We start from the raw sequence: 20,565 nt of genomic DNA on the forward strand, positions 1-20,565 counted from the left end.
ATACATCAGTAATCCCTATTCCTGCTATTCAATACAATAAAAATGTCCCGATAAAATCGGGACATTTTTATTTCCATTACTATCAGGGCTAGAAAAGAAACTATTCGATGGGTTTGTTATCGTCAGTCGCTTTTTTATACTCGTAAATATAGTGCAAAGGCGGTGCCGGAACTTCTTCAATACTATCCTCCTCCGGTTCGGGTGTGTTAACAAAGTTGCCTTCTTCATCAAAATGTTTCATAAACATATCCTCTTCCGGATTAAAGTCGGGTTTCTCCCAAGGATATTGAGTGGCCACCACATAATCGGGAGTTTTAAAATAAGTAGCAAATCCAAATCCGGTAATCAATCCGGCTAGGTGACCTTCCCACGAAATTTGCTTATCTACTTCGGGAAAAACGTACCATATCAGTCCGCCATAAAGCATTACAACAGTTAACGACAGTGCCATTAAGCGATAGTATTGTGTCATCATTCCTTTAAAGAAAATAAACGAAACCAACACATAAATCAAACTACTCGCCCCAATGTGAAACGAATTACGACCAATCACCCAAGTAATAATGCCCGAAAACAAAATACCATAAAACAATACTTTTAGTGATACATCTCGGTAAAAATAAATCAGCGCACTGGTTAGTATAAAAAGCGGAATTGAGTTATTGGCAATGTGGTTCAAATCACCATGCAAAAACGGACTAAAAACAACGCCCTGCAAGCCTGAAAAGGTTCTTGGATAAATGCCATGTGAAGTCAAATTGATATTAAAACTTCTTTCAAAAAAGAAAACCACCCACATCAAAATAAGAAGCAAGGAGGGAACAATCCAGACAGAGGGTGTAAACTTAAAATGGTGGTAATCGTTCATGCTTTGGTTTTAATGTTATAGACTTGTCAAAAACACAGCCAAACCAAAAATAGTGCTATTTTGTCATACAATTTGAAAATTTGAAGATGAGATAATTTAAAAATTAATAAAAAATAACAACCTAATATAATTAAATTTGTACCAATCCCGACTTGAAAATCCATACCATTTTCAAATCTTCAAATTGATACATTTTCAAATTAAAAATGGAAGCACCACTTGCCGAACGCATCAGACCACAACGATTAGAGGAGTACATCAGCCAATTGCATTTGGTGGGTGACAACGGCTCGTTGACCCAGCAGATTGCCCGTGGGGTTATTCCTTCGATGATTTTTTGGGGGTCACCGGGTACCGGAAAAACGACTTTGGCGCAGATTATTGCTAAGCAAAGTAACCGTCCGTTTTATGAGTTGAGTGCGATTAACAGTGGCGTAAAAGACATACGCGATGTGATTGAAAAAGCCAAATTGAGCGGCGGGCTTTTCACGGCCAAGAACCCCATTTTGTTTATTGATGAGATTCATCGTTTTAGCAAATCGCAACAGGATTCGTTGTTGGCTGCTGTTGAAAAAGGTTGGGTTACTTTGATTGGTGCCACAACTGAAAATCCAAGTTTTGAAGTCATTCCCGCTTTATTGTCACGTTGTCAGGTGTATATCCTGAATCCGTTCTCGAAAGAAGATTTGTTGGCGTTGCTAAACCGAGCGATGAAAGAAGACAAAATCATTTCGACCAAAAAAATAAAATTAAAGGAAACCGAAGCCTTGTTGCGACTTTCGGGTGGTGACGGACGCAAACTATTAAATATTTTTGAACTGGTGGTAAACGCCAGCCCTGAAGGTCAAGTTACCATTACCAACGACAAAGTTTTAGAACTGGTACAACAAAACACCGTTCTTTACGACAAAACGGGTGAACAGCATTATGATATAGTTTCAGCTTTTATCAAGTCGATACGAGGCAGCGATCCTAATGGTGCGGTTTATTGGTTGGCCCGAATGATAGAAGGCGGTGAGGATGTTAAATTCATAGCCCGAAGAATGTTGGTTTTATCGAGTGAAGATATTGGCAATGCTAATCCGACAGCTTTTATTATGGCAAACAACACTTTTCAAGCGGTAGCAACTATCGGGTATCCTGAGAGTCGAATTATCCTGAGTCAGTGTGCGGTATATTTGGCAACTTCGGCCAAAAGCAATGCGAGTTATATGGCAATTGGTGATGCTCAGGCTATGGTAAAACAAACGGGGGACTTATCGGTACCGATTCATTTGCGCAATGCGCCTACTAAGCTGATGAAAGAGTTGGGCTATGGCGAGGAATACCAATATTCGCATAACTATGCCAATAATTTTTCGGAACAAGAATACCTGCCGGACGAAATTAAAAACACGGCTTTCTACAAACCCGGAAATAATGCTCGCGAAAATGAATTACGCACTTTCTTGAAGAATCGTTGGAAGGACAAGTATGGCTATTAGAACTTAAGTTTTAAAAGTTCTGAAACCAGTTTTCCGCTTTCGTAATATTCAAAAAACCATTGATTGTTTTTCAAAATAACAACTCCATTGGTATCGCCTTTTACCCCAATAAATACATTTTTTTGAGAGGTGTTGAACAAGCGCATAATGACTCTGGGCTCGCTGTTTACAATTTGAAACCCATTAGTAATGGGTTGGGCAAAAAAGAAAACTTCCGGATTGCTGTCTGCATTGGGTGACGGACTTTCAGGTGTTGGTGTTTCCGGAACGGCTGGTGTGGTTGCAACAACTTCCTCTTTTCCGGTGTATTTATAATTCAGTTTATCAAAAGACTGAAAAGCAGCACGCAGCGCCTGGTTATAAGCAACGGCATACTCTTTCTCACGGCTGGAACCAAAATCAGTTTCGTATACTACTTTTTCTTTACAATCTTTGAGTACAACTTTTACCTTAGTCACAAAAAGATTGTTATCCTTTTCTAAGGAAGCATATAAAACGGAACATCGTCTGTCGGCTACGGCTTCAGGCATTTCTTCAGTATTTAAATAAGATTTGAATCCGTATTTCTGCAATAATAATTTTGTCAAGGTGTTTAGTCTGTACTTATCGTTTTCTTTTAAAAAATCAAATTTTGCCGGCACAATAACATATTGATAATCATTAATACTTTGTGAAAAAGCGCTAACAGACACCAGTAAAATAAGTAGTAACAATGCTTTTTTCATTCTATAATATATTTTTTAATTCTAATAAATGTTTAATCGTAATCACCCCTTCTAAGGTGTGTGTTTCTTTTTCATCAAACAAAATGGCCTGCATACCAAACTCTATGGCACCTCTTATATCAGCATCAATACAATCGCCAATCATGACGGCATTTTGCTTGTTGGTTTTAGCCAAAGATAAGGCAAATTCAAATATGGAAGCATGTGGTTTTTTCACACCCGCCATTTCCGAATTGGTTACTGTTTTAAAGTAATTCCCGAGACCCGAATTGTTGATTTTTTTGTGCTGCACTTCGGCAAAACCATTGGTAATGATGTGCAACCGGTATTTGGTAAATAAATACTCTAACACCTCCAAAGCGCCTTCAAACAGCTGATTGTTATCCGGCAGAAATTCTATATAATCGTGTGCTATTTTATGAATCGCTTCATCGGTAATGCTGTAATTCATTGCATCAAACGATTGGCGCAAACGGTTATAACGCAATTCTTCGTGCGTGATTTTATCTACTTGATACAATTTCCAGCAAGCTTGATTTATGGGTGCATAGATTTTGATAAAGGCATTCGTATCAATTGTTGGATGATGTTCTTTAAAAATTTTATCAAAAGCCAAAATGGAGTTTTTATCAAAATCCCAAAGCGTGTGATCTAAATCAAAAAAGATGTCGGTTATATTTTGCAAGGTCTATGTTTTATTTAAAAATTCTTTTATCAAAAGGAAAATCTTCCTTTGAGCTTATTGTTATTTGGTTAAAATCGGGATGAAACGGATTGAGTAAATAATTAAAATCGCCTTTGACTACAGCAGAAGGGACCTTCATAACGGCATATTTCAATTCTCTGATAAAGTGGTCTCCTATGGCTTGCGTGTCTACCGTTTCCGGAAAAACATTCCACCCAACGGTCAATTTAGTTGTCGGCAATTCATAAATCTCGATATCCTCCGGAATATTGATACTTATCATTTTAAAGCCTTTGGGTAAGGTAGCTAAAGACAAATGAACCACCACTTCGGCCATAGCCAAGCATCTTCCGTGAGCGGTGTAGATTATTTCTGTTCCTTTGGAATTCCACCGAGCGCCGGTTAAAGCAGCTCCCTTCCCGGATAAGGCCATGGGATATTTAGCATTATGAAGTCTGAAAACCTCCATTATAAGAAGATGCCTAAATCTATTTTATGCAACTCATTCATGACCATTTCTTTGCCAAAAGAATCTTTCAGCAACTGAATAGGTTTCAACATTCCCAGAGCAAAAGAAGGCGTATTCAGCCATTGGTAAAATTGCTCTTCCGTGTCAAAAACCTCTTTTCCTAAGGCGGTGACTTCGGCTAATTCTATGATTTTTTCGGATGGAATAGAATCAAAATAAAAATCTTTGGTGGATTTATTTCGGTGTAATGTTCTTGTGGAAACTCCTAAAAACTCGGCCCATTCTTCCTCTCTGAAAGGAGCTCTTTGCTTTATCAAATCATACAATTCATAAGGCAAACCTCTTCTGATAGAATGTACAATCAGCATTCTGTTGGATAAGAATTTTTTATATGTAACGTTTTTATCCACCAAATTAAAATTGGTGTCTTTTTCAACCCTCAGCGCGAAGAGCTTAACGGCTTTATCCAGTTGAACATCGGAATTGGCAACAAGTTTTGACATAACAATGACATTTGTCTGTAAATTTATGACATTTGTCAATACAAAACAAACTTTCTAAAAAATTCCTTCATCCTGAAAACTCAAATAGCCTTTTTCGGTGATGATCACATGGTCAAGAATTTTGATATCAAGTTGGTCGCCGGCTAGTTTTAGCTTTTTAGTAATGTCTTTATCGGCATCGCTGGCTTGGAGTTTGCCCGAAGGGTGATTGTGTGTCAAAATAATGGAAGTGGCATTATGCTCAAAAGCCGTTTTAAAAATCAATCTAATATCCACCACAGTGCCGGTTATTCCGCCTTTGGACAATTGTGATTTGTAAATCACTTTGTTGGAATTATTAAGATATAGCACCCAAAACTCTTCGTGTGGCAGTTCACCAATAATCGGTTGCATAAGCTCAAAAACTGCTTTGCTGGATGTTATTTTGTGTAATTCAATTGACTCTTCTGTTCGGCGACGTCTTCCTAATTCAAGGGCAGCAGCTATGGTTACTGCTTTGGCTTCCCCTATTCCTTTGAATTCCATTAATTGTTTGAGAGATAATTTTCCTAAAGCATTTAAGTTGTTCTCTACGCTGGCCAAAATCCGTTTGCTCAAACTTACAGCACTTTCATTACGACTTCCGGAGCCTATGAGAATAGCCACTAATTCGGCATCACTCAAAGCCATTTTACCTTTAAGCATTAGCTTTTCACGAGGTTTATCGTCTTCCGACCAGTGCTTTATGGAGAAGTTTTCATTCATCATTATTGTTGTAAATAATGATAAATGTAAGAATTTTTATTTAATTAACTCCTTTACCTCATCAAAATTCAATCCGCCATAATTACCGGAACTCATTAACAGCAAGGAAGAATTATTCAAGTCATACGAAAACAAAAAATCTTTAAACTCTTTTGGGTTAGTATAAATGATTAAATCCTCGCGTTGGAACGATTGGGCAATTTGATCATAGGTCACTTCTTCAAGTTGCTTAATCTTAACGGCATCCGGCGAATAGAAAACCACCGCTACATCAGCAGCATCAAGAGCTCCTTCATATTCTTTTAGGAATTCGGCATTCAAACTACTGTAGGTGTGTAATTCTAAACACGCTATCAATTTTCTGTCAGGATATTGAGCTTTCACGGCTTTGGTGGTTGCTGACACCTTACTTGGAGAATGGGCAAAATCTTTGTAAGCCACTTTGCCTTTACCTTCGGCTATTTTTTCTAATCGCTTCGAAGCTCCTTTAAAACTGGCAATGGCTTCGTAAAAATCGGCTTCATCTACGCCCATGTTTTGGCAAATCCATTTAGCTCCTGCCAAATTATTCAGATTGTGAGCTCCAAAAACTTCAATAGGCATTGGCCCTTCGGGAGTATCTAATAATGTAGTACCGTTTTCAACCGAATAACTTGGTGTTTGATAAGGAATTCTTCTTATGGTATTGGTTGATTCTTCGGCTACTTTTTTAACAGCAGCGTCTTCTTCGTTGTAAACCAAAATGCCTCCCTTGGTAATTTGATTGACAAAAATCTCAAATTGCTCAACATAATTATCAAACGTTGGAAATACATTAATATGATCCCAAGCAATTCCGGAAAGCAAGGCTATGTTAGGTTGGTATAAATGAAACTTCGGTCTTCTGTCAATTGGGGAGGACAAATACTCATCGCCTTCCAAAACAATAAAATCATTGTTTTCGGTTAAATGCACCATCGTATCAAACCCTTCTAACTGTGCTCCTACCATATAATCTACTTCAATATTGTGGTAATGCATCACATGAAGAATCATTGAAGTAATTGTCGTTTTTCCGTGTGAACCACCAATAACGACGCGGGTTTTATTTTTAGATTGTTCGTATAAGAATTCCGGATAAGAATAAATTTTCAACCCCAGTTCTTTAGCTTTAAGCAATTCGGGATTATCCGCTTTGGCATGCATCCCGAGTATGATGGCTTCAATATCGGCCGTTATTTTTTCAGGAAACCAACCCATTTCAATTGGCAGTAATCCTTTTTTTCTAATCTGGATTTAGAAGGTTCGAAGATAGCATCATCGCTACCGGTTACTTGATATCCTTTGTTGTGTAATGCCAGTGCCAGATTATGCATGGCGGCACCGCCTATAGCTATGAAATGTGTACGCATGAATTATGACTTTGTTTTATCCTGATAGGTTTCTAATAGTAATTTAGCTTTTTGCGGTTGATTCATTTTATTTTTATACAAATCAGCCAATTTTTGATAAGTAGTTTTTGAGCCACCAATTGCCATCGCTTTAGTATAGTTTTTTTCGGCTTCTTTGTAGCGTTCAAAATATTCGTCTATACGTCCTTTGGCTAAATAGCCGTCAACAGGTGAAATTTTTAATAATTCATTGGCATATTTTTCTGCTTTTCGTTCGCTTCCACCAACAATTCCGGGCAATTGAAGATACAATTCAATGAGTGCCCAACGTGCTTCTATATGATTTGAATTGAGTTGAATGGCTTTTTCAAAAGAGTCTTTGATCTCACCAATCATACCAAGAGCTTTTAGTTTATTACTTTCTTTAGCCTTCATGCCGAGACATCCTCCATACTTATAATAGTAATCGGCATCATTCGGATTTAGATTTTTTAACTTACTGTAGTACAACATAGCAGTATCCCATGATTTAGCATAACCTTCTATGTCTCCTAAATATTCTAATGTTTTTAAATGATTGGGAGTGTCTTTTAAAACATCCTCAAACAGCGGTTTGGCCAAAGTGTACTTTTTTTGAAAAAAAAGTTTCTCTGCCTTGACAAAATCGGATTGTGAAAAGACCAATATTGGTCCTAAAAAAAACAATACTGTTGCTAAGTATCTCATGCTGTTTATTTTCCCTAAATAGAATTCGATAAAGAAATAAAAATCAAAAATAGGTATTAATTTTTGGAAGTGTCCGCATTTGTAAAATATTATGTTCTTATAAATTTTTTAGAGCTTTATAATTAGTTTTGTAATCTAAAAGTTACTTTAAAAGCTAAAAAAGTGCATTTCATCGATTTTTTTTGCACTTAAACGATATTACTACTACGTTTGGTTTGTCAAATAATAACAAAACGTTCTTTTTCAAGTTTGTTTAAGCAGTCTCTACTGATTTCGCTTTTTTTGAATTCCTCAAAAAGAAGTGTCGTCATAACCAATTAAACAGAAATGGATTAGGAATTATTTTAAACAATAATATAACAAACCCCAGAAATGAAAAATTTTTACTTGTCCCTAAGAGAAATTAATTTCAAGTTGTTTAATACAACACTAATTAAACTTGCTTTAATTATAGGTGTAGTATTGAGCATGCAAACCTCCTACTCCCAAACCTCTTGTTCAAATGCTATTGCCATTACGGTTAATGGAAGTTGTTTGAGTGGTTCTGTTTCAGACAATTCACAAGATTCACCACTAATGAGCTCCGCAAGTTGTACTACCGGTGGTGTATTCAAAAGAGAGCGTTGGTATTCGTTTAATGTATCCAGTGGTCCTCAAAATGTTACCATTACAGCCGATTCAGGAGATCGTAACTTATTTTTAATGTTAATTTCTGCGACAAGCTCTTGTAGTGGATTAACATTAATTGATTGTGCCAATAGCGATGATACAAATAATTCAGCTCAAACAGAAACCATCACAAGATCCTTGAGTAATGGTTTATACTACATCAAAGTAGTAAACGCAGGTACAAATAACTCCAACATGACTTTGAGCAGTTTATGTGTTACAGCAGCTTCGGCTTGTTCGACGCCAAGTGCACAACCAACATCATTGATAGTAAGCAGTTCAAGTGCCACCAGCGTTTCCGGAAGCTTTACTGCGGCTTCTCCTGCTCCTAATAAATACCTTGTAGTAAGAAGTACAAGTGCCTCTGCTCCAAGTCCGGGACCGGTAAACGGAACAGCCTATAGTGTTGGAAATACTATCAGTGGGGCTACAGTAGTTTCAGTAAATAACAGTACCTCATTTACAGATAGTTCATTATCAGGAAATACAAAATACTACTATTATGTGTATTCTTATAACGACACCTCTTGTTCTGGAGTTGCTTACAATACCACTAGTCCTTTAACCAACAATGTGGTAACTTGTACTGCTGTTCCAAACTCAGTAACCACTTCCGGAGTTAACAGTAACGGATTTACAATTAACTGGGCATACCCAACGGGCGGTAGTGCCAATACTACCAATTATACACTTCAAATAACAACTGATGCTGGTTATACTACTAATATCACCGGTTCTCCATTTGCCGTTGGAACCGCTTTAACTTATACGGCTTCCGGATTAAATGCCAATACAACTTATTACTACAGAATATTAGCTAATAATGGTTGTTCCAGCAGCTATGTTACCGGTTCGATTTCGACTACCTGTGCCACCCCATCGGCACAACCTACAACTTTGGTATTATCATCAGTGACCAGCACTAGTATAAGTGGTTCGTTTACGGCTGCCAGCCCGGCACCTAGCGGTTATTTAATCGTAAGAAGTTCAAGTGCTACTCCTCCAACACTTACAAATGGTACAACTTACGCCGTAGGATTAACTACTTTAACTCCGGGAACAACCAGAGTTATTCAAGGAAGTGCTGTTACTAGTAGTGCAGTATCTTTTACAGATTCAGGCTTGACGGCTAATACACAATATTACTACCACATTTTTTCTTATAACAATGGCTGTAGCGGTGCTCCGGTTTACAATACAACCTCACCTCTAACCAACAATGCCATTACATGTCCTGCAGCTCCAACAGCTCCGGTAAACTCTTCTATTACAGGAAATGGCTTTACAGTAAGTTGGACAGCATCAGCCGGTGGTTCAGCAGCAACTGTAAATTATACAGTAGAGGTATATACTAATATCACTTACACTACCCCAATAACAGGATCTCCATTTGCCGCTGGAACCTCTTTAACTTATTCGGTATCCGGATTAAATCCGCTTACTACTTACTATTACAGAATTGTAGCTAACAATGGTTGTTCAAGCAGCTATTTGACAGGTAGTGTTACTACTTTAATCACTACATGTGTGGCTCCGTCAGCCGCTACCGGTTTAACAATAGGAACAGTAACCTCAACTTCAATTCCTGCTACTGTTACAGGAACTGCCAATGGATATTTAGTTATTGCCTCAACCAGTGCTACAGCTCCAACCCAACCAGTAAATGGTATCACTTATAGCTCTGCTAACGTTGGTACTTTAGGTTCCGGATTAATTTTTATGCAAACCGGCAGTTCAACAACTATAGCCGGTACAGGTTTATCAGGAAATACAAAATACTACTATTACATTTATAGTTATAACAACACTTTATGTTCAGGTGGTCCGGTATACAACACATCGGGAGCTTTGACAGGAAACGCTACAACATGTCCGGCTACACCAGGTTCGGTTACAACTACTAACCTTACGCAAAACGATTTCACCTTAAATTGGGCCAGCTCAATTGGTGGTAATGCAAATGCTGTTACTTATACAGTTCAAGTGGGTAGTGATGCTGGTTTTACAACTCCGGTTTTGGGCTCTCCATTTACTTTAGTTGACCCTACAATAACATTAGACATAAATGATTTAATTGGTAACACCACTTATTACTATCAAATTATAGCTAACAATGGTTGTGATAGTGCTTCTGCTACTGGTTCGGTTACAACATTATCGAATCCTTGTTTGGCTCCGACTAATCAAGCTTTTAATTTCACCAATGGTGCTATAACATCAACTACATACCCTGCTTCATTTTTAGGTTCAGCTGATGGCTTTTTAGTTATTCGTTCAACTAGTGCTACGCTTCCTAGCCAACCTGTAGATGGTGTTATTTATAACGCTGCCAATATTGCTACTTTAGGTACCGGATTAACATTTATTCAATCCGGAAGTTCTTATAATATTTCAAGTACAGGATTGATAGGAAATACCACTTATTACTATTTTGTATTTGATTACACCATTGCCACATACTGTACAGGTGGTCCGGTATACAATACATCGGGAGCCCTAGTGGGAACGGGTACTACTTGTCCGGAAGCCCCAACAGGGATTACTACATCAAGCATTACCACTACTTCCTTTAATTTAAACTGGACAGCTCCTTCAGGTGGCTCATCAGGTGCTATTACCTACACTGTTCAAATTACGACGAATGCCGGATATACTAATAATATTGCCGGTTCCCCTTTCACAGTTGCCAATCCAACAACAACTTTAAGTGTTTCAGGATTAACTGCCGGAACCACATATTACTACAGAATATTAGCCAGTAATGGTTGTTCAAGCTCATATTCAACCGGCTCAACTACAACCAGTATCACCAATGATAACTGTGCTACAGCAATAGCTTTAACAACAAATACTACTGCAACTTGTATATCTTCAGCCAATGGAACCACATTTGGTGCCACGCAATCATCCTCAGGTTGCTCAGGAACTGCAGACGATGATGTATGGTACAGTTTTGTAGCTAATGCTACTTCTCATACTATAACTGTTACACCATCCACGTTAACTGATGCCGTTTTTCAATTATATAGCGGAAGTTGCGCCGGATTAACAAATTTAGGCTGTGTAAACCTTTCCAGTTCAACAGCTATGGAAACCTATAGTTTTTCAAGTTTAACCATTGGTAACACTTACTACGTTAGAGTTTACAGCTACGGAAATGGTGCAAGTTACCGAGGTAATTTCAACATCTGTATTACAACTCCGGTTGCTCCTATCAATGATAACTGTAGCGGTGCCATAGCGTTAACCGTTAACAGCACTACTACTTGTGTAACCAGCACTACAGGTACATCAATTTATGGAACACAATCTCAGGCCGGATGTTCAGGAACTGCTGATGATGATATTTGGTATAGCTTTGTAGCTACATCAACGAGTCAAAAAGTTACTGTTAGTCCTATAACCATGAGTAATGCAGTGTTTCAAGTTTTTAGTGGAACTTGTGGAGCGCTAACTAGTTTAAATTGTACAAATGCCACAACAGGAAGTGCTATTGAAGTATCTACTGTAGCTGGATTAACTATTGGTGCCACTTATTATGTAAGAGTTTATAGTTCAGGAAGTTTCAGCGGTAGTGGCTCTTTCTCTATCTGTATCACAACACCATGTAGTTCAGGAAGTGGAAATGGTACTACTAGCACCACTTGTCCTAATATTGTAGTTGGAGCGAGCGGATTGAATGGTGCAGACCCAACAGCAGTGACTTGTTATGCTACAAGCACTTGTACCAATTTGGAAGCTATTTATCCTGATTATAATGACACTACAAGTTATACCGTTAGCACAATTCCTTATGCACCACCCTATCAATATAACTGTTTAACTAATCCAATTAGTGTTAATGTTGATGACGTTTGGTCGAATACTATTTCTTTACCTTTTAACTTCTGTTATTATGGTAACACCTACAACAAAGTATTAGTAGGATCAAACGGTGTAATTACTTTTGATACTGCAAGCTATAGTCCTGGAGGATATTCAGGATGGTCATTTAGCAACAACTTACCAAGTTCTTCCTTATTTTTAAATTCAATATTTGGTGTTTATCATGATATTGATCCAAGTAAAGGTGGAGAAGTTGGTTGGGAATTAGTTACGCTAAGTAGTGGCTGTAGAGCTTTAGTAGCAGCATGGAGTGATATTCCAATGTACTCAACTGTTTGTAATAGCTCTTTATACACCGGAATGATTGTACTACACGAAAACAGTAATATTATTGAAGTTTTCATCAAAGAAAAAAATGCTTGTTCCAGCTGGAATAGTGGTAATGCAGTGGTTGGTATTCAAAATGCCACAGGAACTCAAGCTGTTGTAGCTCCTAACAGAAATTCAACAGATTCAGATTGGACCGTAAACGAAGAAGCATGGCGATTCACCCCATCAGGAGCATCAGTCGCTACTGTAAAATGGTATCAAGGTTCAGGTACATCAGGTCCAGTAGTTGGTACTACCAGCAATGTATCGGTTTGTCCTACGGCAACCACAAATTATACAGCAGAAGTAACTTATTCGTTCTGTAACGGTACAACAGCTACCTATCTTGATGAAACTACTGTAACGGTTTCAACCGGAAAAACATGGACAGGAGCTGTAGATACTGATTGGAGTAATGCTAACAACTGGTCTCCAAGTGGTGTTCCAACTAATACAGATTGTATTACAATACCTAATGTTACTAACAAACCTGTTATTTCAGGAACCTCATATAATGCTTATTGCTATAACCTAACGGTTGCAGGTGGTTCGTCATTGCAGGCAGATTCATCTAATAATATTATCGTAACAGATTTTGTAAAAGTGGTATCGCCTGGTCAATTTAAATTAAAAGACAGCTCTAGTTTAATTCAAATAAACAACACTGCCACTAATACCGGTTCAATTTCTATGGAAAGAACCGCTTATGTTAAAGCCTATGACTATGTGTATTGGTGTTCTCCTGTTAAAAACTTCAACTCCGGTAGTATATCGCCTACCTCTCCGGGTGGCTATGTATTCAAATGGAATCCAACAATTGCTAACAGTAATGGCGGGCAAGGAAATTGGGTAAGCGGTACCGAAGCTATGGCAGTAGCCAAAGGATACATTGCAATCTCTCCGGGATACTACAGTTATACTACTGCAGCACCACTTACGGCTAACTTTACCGGTGTTCCTTACAATGGAATCAGAAAACCATCTATTTCAAGAGGAAGCTATACCGGTGCTGATTATACAGGAACAAATGGTGCTACCATTACCCATTTGGATGACAACTGGAATCTAATTGGTAATCCATACCCATCAGCTATTGATGCACTAGGTTTCTTGGCATTGAACACAAACATCAATGGAAATGTCAGACTATGGACGCATGGGTCACCAATCAGTACAAGTAATACAAATCCTTTTTATGGAACTTTTGCAGCTAATTATGATGTAAATGACTATATCAGTTATAACGGAACCGGTTCAACTCCTCCGGGATTTAACGGAAAAATTGGTGCCGGACAAGCTTTCTTTGTAATAATGAATGATGGTGCTACCACCAACAGTACTGTTACTTTCAACAATAGTTTAAGAAGTGCTGCTTATGACAATAGTCAATTCTACAGACAAAATACAACAGCAAGTACTACCCAACCTGAGAAAAACAGAATTTGGTTAAGCTTGGTAAATGCCAATAATGCAGCAGCTACTACCTTGGTTGGCTATGTATCTGATGCAACTTATGATTACGATAGAATGTTTGATGCATCACATAAAATAGCAAATACTTTAGGTATCTATTCTTGGATTGACGATCAAACCGTAATCATTAATGGTAGACCAACTCCTTTTGATGACAATGATTATGTAAAAATCGGAGCTTCTATTCCGGCTACGGGAACTTACAGCATAGGAATCAACCAAGTTGACGGATTATTCAGCAATGACAATCAAGACATTTTCTTGGAAGATACTGAACTTAATGTAGTTCACAATTTAAGAACGGCTCCGTATACATTTACCGCCAATACCGGTAATTACAGTAATCGATTTATTTTAAAATATAAAAACAGTACTCTTGGCACTACAGAAAACCAATTGGCAACAACTTATGCTTATGTTTCCAACCACATCTTGAATATAAAATCAGATGACACGATTAAAGAAATATATTTATATGATATTTCCGGGAAACTAATCAAAAAGATTAAACCAACGGTTGAACTTGATCATTTTGAAACAGAGTTCCCTTATCAAAACGGAGTGTATTTAGCCACAATCGTAAAAACTAATGGTGAAAAAGCAGCCGTGAAATTGCTCAATTAACCTATCCTAATTACTAACTAAACCCCTATTAAGTGATCGTACTTACTAGGGGTTTTTTCGTTATGTTAAAAAGCATAAAAAATCGATGAAATACACTACTTTTAAAACTGCAAATAAATGATATGTAAGCAATTAGCATTTTTAAATTAAAAAATGTCCGAAAAAATGTCATTTATCGATTTTTACGGTAGAATACCTGATAAATAGGACTTTACAGTTCTCATAGGCTAAATTTGTTGAACTATTAACGAAGTTTAAAATTCATTGCCCTATGAAGAAAAACTACCTACACTCAGAAAAGAGATTTTCGTTCAAATTGTTTTTAATTCAAAACAACCTAGTACTACTATTTATCCTTTTGCTACTAGCAGGAAAATCTACCCAAGCACAAACCGCAGGTCCTAATAATGCTGGAACCGGAACAAATGTTACCGGAGTGGGAACTGTAGCCTGGACCAGCTTTGGAAATGTTACTGCCGCTGATGGTGTTACTGCCAATGCAGTATTTACAGGAAGTGCCAATTCAAACTACATACAAGGAACCAATTATGGGTTCGCTATACCAATCGGTGTTGTGGTAGATGGTATTGAAGTTACTATCAACAGAAAAACAAGTGCTGTCAATGCCGGAAGAATTACTAAAGATAATGTGGTCAGTATGGTAAAAGGTGGTGCTATAGTTGGAAACAACAAAGCTACAACCACAGCCTATACAACTACCTTAACAACAGCCACCTACGGAAGCCCAACAGACAAATGGGGAACCACTTGGACCTCTGCAGACATTAACGCTACTAATTTTGGCGCAGTGATTTCTGTTAATGCCAATAACAGTTTAACCGCTGCTGTAGATTATATTCAAATTAAAGTTTATTATACCCCCGTACCAATGGTTACCAGCTTCACCGGTAGCAGTGCTTGTGTTGGCACTACTCCATCAGTAGTTATTACCGGAAATTATTTTACCGGAGCAACTGCTGTAAAATTTAATGGTGTTTCAGCATCTTTTACTGTAAACAGTGCTACTCAAATAACCGCTACTCTGCCGGTGAGTGCCACTACAGGAACTATAAGTGTTACCACTCCGTCAGGAACAGGAACCAGCGCCGGTAGTTTTACTATAAACCCTTTACCATCAGTTGCCCCTATCACCGGTACTACTAACGTTTGTATTGGCGGCAGTACCACTTTAAACGAGGCAACATCAGGAGGTACTTGGAGTAGTGCTTCTCCAACAAAAGCTACCATAAATACCAGTGGTGTCGTAACCGGAATAGCAGCAGGGACTTCACTTATTACTTATACTTATACCAATGGAAACGGCTGTACTAATTCGGTTTCAACGACTATAACTGTTACTGCATTACCCGTAGTAGTTGCCGCCAGTTCGGTTTGTATCGGAAATACGATTCAAGCAACTCCAAATTCAGGCGGAACATGGGCAAGCAATGACACTTCAAAAGCTACTATTGACACTACTGGATTGATAATAGGTATTACATCAGGAAATGTTACTTTCACATATACAGATACAACAACAGGATGCAATGCTACAACATCAATAGTAAGTGTTGTTTCATCTCCTGTAATCACTTCAAATCCTGTGGCAACCCAAACAGTTTGTTCTGGCAATTCTGCTAGTTTCAGCGTTACTGCCACTGGCGGAGGATTAACTTATCAATGGTATAACGGAGCAACTTTACTAACAAATGGAGGGGCAATTTCGGGCGCTACCTCATCAACTTTGACCATTAATCCGGTAGCTTTGAGCGATGCCGGTACAACTTACTATTGTGAGATTATAGGGAGTTGTTCTCCAGCTATTTCTTCTAACACTGCTGAATTAATAGTGCTGGAAAAAGCAACTATAACGGATCAACCTATAGGTGTTCAGTCATTTTGTGCCGGGGATACAGCTTCTTTAGCAGTAAGTGCAACAGGTGACGGTATAACTTATCAATGGTATAAAGGAGCAACCATGTTGGTAGATAATGGCACAGTTTCAGGAGCTACTTCAGCCACTTTGACTCTTTCCCCATTAAGTGTAAGCGACAGTGCTGCTAATTATTATTGTTTAGTAACCGGAACAAGTCCGTGTAATGCAGTATCCTCAAATTTTGGTACAATTAATGTAAACCAAGGTGTATCTATTACAGCTCAGCCACAAATATCGCAAACCGTTTGTGAAAGCAGTTCGGCAAGTTTTTCGGTTAGTGCTTCTGGCGGAAATTTAAGCTATCAATGGTACAAAGGAGCTTCACCGGTAACAAACGGAGGAACTATATCAGGCGCAACAACTGCAACATTAACTATAGCTTCAACAACTACTACCAACTCCGGTTCTTACTATTGTTTGGTTAGTAATAACTGTTCCGGAAGTACGGCTAGTGATAATGCTTTATTAACAGTTAGTGCAAACAGCGTTGGTGGTACTGCTTCAAGTTCACTACCTAATGTGACTCCGGTAGTCAGAAATATTACGCAATGTCATTTTGCCTCCGGGACTGTTTATTTGAGTGGTCATATCGGTTCTGTTGTTCGATGGGAATACACTACCAGTGGTGGTGCGAGTTGGATACCTATTGCAAACACTACTACCAGTTGTACTTATAACAATATTACTCAATCTACTTTTTTCAGAGCGGTGGTTCAAAACAACCCATGTAGTTTGGCTTATTCTTACGTTGCTTTAATTGACGTAATCCCTAATGTAAAACCAACTCCGGTAACCGCTACACCACAAACAATTTGTATTGGTGGCAGTAGCGATTTATATTCGGAAAGTGGTTTTGCAACCAGTTCTTATTTAGCTACCGGCGGAAGTTTCAGCAATGCAAATCCGGCTAACTGGTTAGTTGATGGTTGCGGAAACTGTTTGAATGCAGGAGGAAGTAATACAACCGAAGGACCTTTTAGATTGAGTGCAACAAATGGCGGAACTTATTCGGGAATAAACTATACTTCAAGCGGAAAATTTGCTATTGCTAATGGAAATTACTACTCTGTAATGCAAACCCCAATCTTTAATACCTTTGGTCTACCAATGGCCACTTTAAGTTTTAATCATGCTTTTAACTTACAAGTTGGGGCGAGTGTTTCAGTAGAATTATCACTAGATGGGGGAACTACTTATAGTGTTGTTTTAGCCAGTTATACAGGAGCAAGTACAAGAAGTCCGTATGGGCCTTTTCCTAATCAATCTATTGATTTGAGTAACTACATTGGACAAGCCAGTTTAAGAGTTCGTTTTGTATATAACGGAACGGCAAACAGTTCATGGGCAGTAGATAATATTTTAATTCCGGAAACCCCATCAAACCTAACTACGCAATGGATTGACTCAATAACAGGTCAAGTTATCAGTAACACAGCTACAGCTACTGTAACTCCAACCGTAACTACTACTTATGCAATCACCTCTTACTTAAACGGATGCACCAGTTATGGTCCTGAAGGAACAACCTATATTACCATAACAGTTAATCAAAGACCAACAGCTGCTATTGGCCCTAATCAAACGGTTTGTAATGGTGATTCGGCTACTTTCAGCGTGGCATTGACAGGTGTTGCTCCTTGGAGTGTAACTTACAGCAACGGTACTACATCTACAACCGTAAACAACGTAACTACTAATCCTTATGTATTCACTGTTAGTGGTTTCACCACAAATAAAACCTATACAATTACGGCTTTAAGCGATTCAAAATGTATTGCAAAACCACAGGATTTAACAGGTTCTGCGGTAGTAACTGTTTTAAACGGAACTGCCGGATTATGGACCGGATTAATAAGCACCGATTGGTTTGATTGTAGAAACTGGGCGGGTGGTTTACCTTCAGCCACTATCAATGCACAAATTCCTTCGAGTGCAGTCAGAATGCCGCTTATTGATCCTGCCAACTCTTCTTATGCGGCATTATACAGCAACATAGCAAGAGCGCAAGATATTATCATTGCCAATACAGCTTCTGTAGCTATGGCGGCCAATTCTAATTTATACATCAGCAGAGATTGGAAAAACAGCGGTACTTTTATTCCGGGAACTGGAACGGTGACATTTAACGGTGCTACGGCTAATCAAATTCAGACCATAAATGCCGGTATAAAAACCAACGAAACATTTTATAATTTCACGCTTAACAACTCTAACGGAGCAAGAGGAATCAGCGTTGTAGATGGCTTTGCTCTTAATGTGGCTAACCTTTTATCTTTACAAAGTGGTGATTTACGTTTGGTGGGTGAAGCCCAACTTCTTCAAAGCGGTACAACAGCCAATCCATCATCCGGAACAGGTAAAATCTTAAAAGACCAACAAGGAAGTCAAAGTAGTTACCATTATAATTATTGGTCTTCACCAGTTACTACCAATGGAAGCACTTATACTGTTGGCGGGGTTTTAAGAGACGGAACAAACTCGGCTTCAAACCCTTTTAACCCAGGTACTATCAACTTTGGAGGTGGTTATTATTTTGCGGATGGAGCTTTGTCTAGTCCAATAAAAATCAGCACCAGCTGGATATACAAATTCACCAGCGTTAGTAGCTCTTATGCAGGATGGCAATTTATTGGCGATACCGGAACTATTAATCCGGGAGAAGGATTTACCATGAAAGGCAACAGCGGTTCTTCATCAAACACCACTGCGCAAAACTATGTTTTTGTGGGTAAACCTAATAATGGTACTATTAGCTTAAACATCTCGCCAAATCAAACTTATTTGGCCGGAAATCCTTATCCATCATCCTTAGATGCTGACGAATTTATTAAAGACAACGTTAAAGACGGTGGCGGTAGAGCAGCCAGTAATATCTTCAACGGAGCATTATACTTTTGGGATCATTTTGGAGGCACAGCTCATATACTAGGTCAGTACGTTGGCGGTTATGCAACTTACTCTTTAATGGGTGGTGTAGTAGCCATTTCTAACGATCCGCTAACTGCTAATAATGGTTTAACAGGAACAAAAGTTCCAACCAAAAATATCGCAGTGGGGCAAGGCTTCTTTATAGGAACCGGTGTTATCACTGATATGCCTACCAACAATCCTAATTTAACTTCTCCTATTACCGGAGGAACCATAAACTTCAAAAACAGTCAGAGAGTTTTTAAAACAGAATCGCCTGCGAATTCTGTGTTCTTCAGAACAAATGCTACTCAAGCTACTGTTAACGATGAACGTTCAAAATCAGAATCGCTTTTGAATCGCCTTCAGGTTTGTACCGACAATTGTTGATAGGTGTTGACGAAAACACTACTAATTCCTTTGATATTGGGTATGATGCTCCAATGATTGATGCCGGTACTGAAGATTTGTATTGGACTATCAATTCATCTAAATTTACAATCCAAGCAGTGTCTAATTTTGATGAAAATCAAATCATCCCAATAGGAATAGTAACCGCCAACGAAGGCATGAGCACTATTCGTGTAAGTGGTTTAGAAAATATACCTACTTCAACCGAGATTTTCATTCACGACAATGAAACCGGGCTTGACCATGACATTAAGGAAAATGCCTTTTCTATTGCCCTGCCAATTGGCACTTATAACGATAGATTTTCATTACGCTTTAGCGGAAATACATTAGGAACAAACAATCAAACCGTTACTAAACCATTATTGTATTTTACGAATAATGATAATACCATAAATATTAAAAATAATAGTTTGAGCAACACTATAAAATCGGTTAGTATATTCAATTTGTTAGGGCAATTTATAGCTTCCTATAAAACAAACGACGCTAATCAACTGGAAATTAAAATTCCTGTTCATCAAATGGCAGCCGGAACTTACATAGTAAAAGTAAATGCAGAGCAGGGTAATTTTAGTGAAAAGATAATTATTAATTAAATAATACTTAAATAAAAAGTAAAGGATGCTCAAAAGGCATCCTTTACTTTTATTATTGAAAAAGATAAGTTTTTGATGACTAAACAATTAACAGATTCTTCCGGAGGTAGTTGGCAGTGTTTTTCGTCGTTATTATCAACCGTTTTATCGATATTGTTAATTACTTTGTACATATCAC

General features: G+C 38.2%; 11 protein-coding genes and 1 pseudogene. 4 read left to right on the forward strand and 8 right to left on the reverse strand.

Annotation, left to right across the window (positions count from 1 at the left end):
- Nucleotides 1–100: 100 nt before the first annotated feature.
- Complete coding sequence (locus tag GUU89_RS01795) at nucleotides 101–868, reverse strand: rhomboid family intramembrane serine protease (RefSeq protein WP_162126323.1); 768 nt, start codon at nucleotides 866–868, stop codon at nucleotides 101–103.
- 206 nt (nucleotides 869–1,074) lie between these two features.
- On the opposite strand from GUU89_RS01795, the gene GUU89_RS01800 reads away from it, so the two are divergent.
- The gene (locus GUU89_RS01800; protein WP_162126324.1) at nucleotides 1,075–2,352 is read left to right on the forward strand and encodes a replication-associated recombination protein A; all 1,278 of its coding nucleotides are present in this window, start codon (nucleotides 1,075–1,077) and stop codon (nucleotides 2,350–2,352) included.
- Here the strand turns inward: GUU89_RS01800 and GUU89_RS01805 are convergent.
- The 7 genes and pseudogenes from GUU89_RS01805 to GUU89_RS01835 form a co-directional block, all read right to left on the reverse strand.
- Nucleotides 2,349–3,077: a hypothetical protein gene (locus tag GUU89_RS01805; protein WP_162126325.1), complete on the reverse strand. Its 729-nt coding sequence runs from the start codon at nucleotides 3,075–3,077 to the stop codon at nucleotides 2,349–2,351. The two genes, GUU89_RS01800 and GUU89_RS01805, sit on opposite strands and share 4 nt — an antisense overlap.
- Before the next feature lies 1 nt (nucleotide 3,078).
- Nucleotides 3,079–3,762 carry a YjjG family noncanonical pyrimidine nucleotidase gene (locus GUU89_RS01810; protein WP_162126326.1) on the reverse strand — a complete coding sequence of 228 codons (684 nt, stop codon included), beginning with the start codon at nucleotides 3,760–3,762 and terminating at the stop codon, nucleotides 3,079–3,081.
- 10 nt (nucleotides 3,763–3,772) lie between these two features.
- Nucleotides 3,773–4,231 carry an RES family NAD+ phosphorylase gene (locus GUU89_RS01815; protein WP_162126327.1) on the reverse strand — a complete coding sequence of 153 codons (459 nt, stop codon included), beginning with the start codon at nucleotides 4,229–4,231 and terminating at the stop codon, nucleotides 3,773–3,775.
- Nucleotides 4,231–4,734 carry a type II RES/Xre toxin-antitoxin system antitoxin gene (parS, locus tag GUU89_RS01820; RefSeq protein ID WP_162126328.1) on the reverse strand — a complete coding sequence of 168 codons (504 nt, stop codon included), beginning with the start codon at nucleotides 4,732–4,734 and terminating at the stop codon, nucleotides 4,231–4,233. The genes GUU89_RS01815 and parS overlap by 1 nt, the downstream gene beginning before the upstream one ends.
- A gap of 54 nt (nucleotides 4,735–4,788) precedes the next feature.
- Nucleotides 4,789–5,481, reverse strand: coding sequence for a RadC family protein (radC, locus tag GUU89_RS01825; RefSeq protein ID WP_162126329.1), 693 nt, complete (start codon nucleotides 5,479–5,481; stop codon nucleotides 4,789–4,791).
- Nucleotides 5,482–5,514: 33 nt separating this feature from the next.
- A pseudogene (locus tag GUU89_RS01830) lies at nucleotides 5,515–6,869 on the reverse strand (UDP-N-acetylmuramate--L-alanine ligase).
- 3 nt (nucleotides 6,870–6,872) lie between these two features.
- The gene (locus tag GUU89_RS01835) at nucleotides 6,873–7,574 is read right to left on the reverse strand and encodes a tetratricopeptide repeat protein (RefSeq protein WP_162126330.1); all 702 of its coding nucleotides are present in this window, start codon (nucleotides 7,572–7,574) and stop codon (nucleotides 6,873–6,875) included.
- Between the two features lie 372 nt (nucleotides 7,575–7,946).
- On the opposite strand from GUU89_RS01835, the gene GUU89_RS01840 reads away from it, so the two are divergent.
- The 3 genes from GUU89_RS01840 to GUU89_RS01850 all read left to right on the forward strand — a co-directional run bounded on the left by GUU89_RS01840 (nucleotide 7,947) and on the right by GUU89_RS01850 (nucleotide 20,387).
- Entirely contained in the window at nucleotides 7,947–14,534 is a 6,588-nt protein-coding gene (locus tag GUU89_RS01840; RefSeq protein ID WP_162126331.1) for a beta strand repeat-containing protein, read from the forward strand.
- Nucleotides 14,535–14,805: 271 nt separating this feature from the next.
- Nucleotides 14,806–19,767 (forward strand): beta strand repeat-containing protein, encoded by a 4,962-nt coding sequence (locus GUU89_RS01845; RefSeq protein ID WP_162126332.1) that lies wholly within the window; start codon nucleotides 14,806–14,808, stop codon nucleotides 19,765–19,767.
- The gene (locus GUU89_RS01850; RefSeq protein ID WP_162126333.1) at nucleotides 19,749–20,387 is read left to right on the forward strand and encodes a T9SS type A sorting domain-containing protein; all 639 of its coding nucleotides are present in this window, start codon (nucleotides 19,749–19,751) and stop codon (nucleotides 20,385–20,387) included. The genes GUU89_RS01845 and GUU89_RS01850 overlap by 19 nt, the downstream gene beginning before the upstream one ends.
- Nucleotides 20,388–20,565: the final 178 nt, after the last annotated feature.

Origin of the sequence: Flavobacterium phycosphaerae (genome assembly GCF_010119235.1) — a bacterium.
Taxonomy (GTDB): Bacteria; Bacteroidota; Bacteroidia; order Flavobacteriales; family Flavobacteriaceae; genus Flavobacterium; species Flavobacterium phycosphaerae.

Excerpts from the sequence above, each read along its gene's own strand:
- GUU89_RS01795 (WP_162126323.1), bottom strand. The coding sequence starts at position 868 with ATGAACGATTACCACCATTTTAAGTTTACACCCTCTGTCTGGATTGTT.
- GUU89_RS01800 (WP_162126324.1), top strand. The coding sequence starts at position 1,075 with ATGGAAGCACCACTTGCCGAACGCATCAGACCACAACGATTAGAGGAG.
- GUU89_RS01805 (WP_162126325.1), bottom strand. The coding sequence starts at position 3,077 with ATGAAAAAAGCATTGTTACTACTTATTTTACTGGTGTCTGTTAGCGCT.
- GUU89_RS01815 (WP_162126327.1), bottom strand. The coding sequence starts at position 4,231 with ATGGAGGTTTTCAGACTTCATAATGCTAAATATCCCATGGCCTTATCC.
- parS (WP_162126328.1), bottom strand. The coding sequence starts at position 4,734 with ATGTCAAAACTTGTTGCCAATTCCGATGTTCAACTGGATAAAGCCGTT.
- radC (WP_162126329.1), bottom strand. The coding sequence starts at position 5,481 with ATGATGAATGAAAACTTCTCCATAAAGCACTGGTCGGAAGACGATAAA.
- GUU89_RS01835 (WP_162126330.1), bottom strand. The coding sequence starts at position 7,574 with ATGAGATACTTAGCAACAGTATTGTTTTTTTTAGGACCAATATTGGTC.
- GUU89_RS01840 (WP_162126331.1), top strand. The coding sequence starts at position 7,947 with ATGAAAAATTTTTACTTGTCCCTAAGAGAAATTAATTTCAAGTTGTTT.
- GUU89_RS01845 (WP_162126332.1), top strand. The coding sequence starts at position 14,806 with ATGAAGAAAAACTACCTACACTCAGAAAAGAGATTTTCGTTCAAATTG.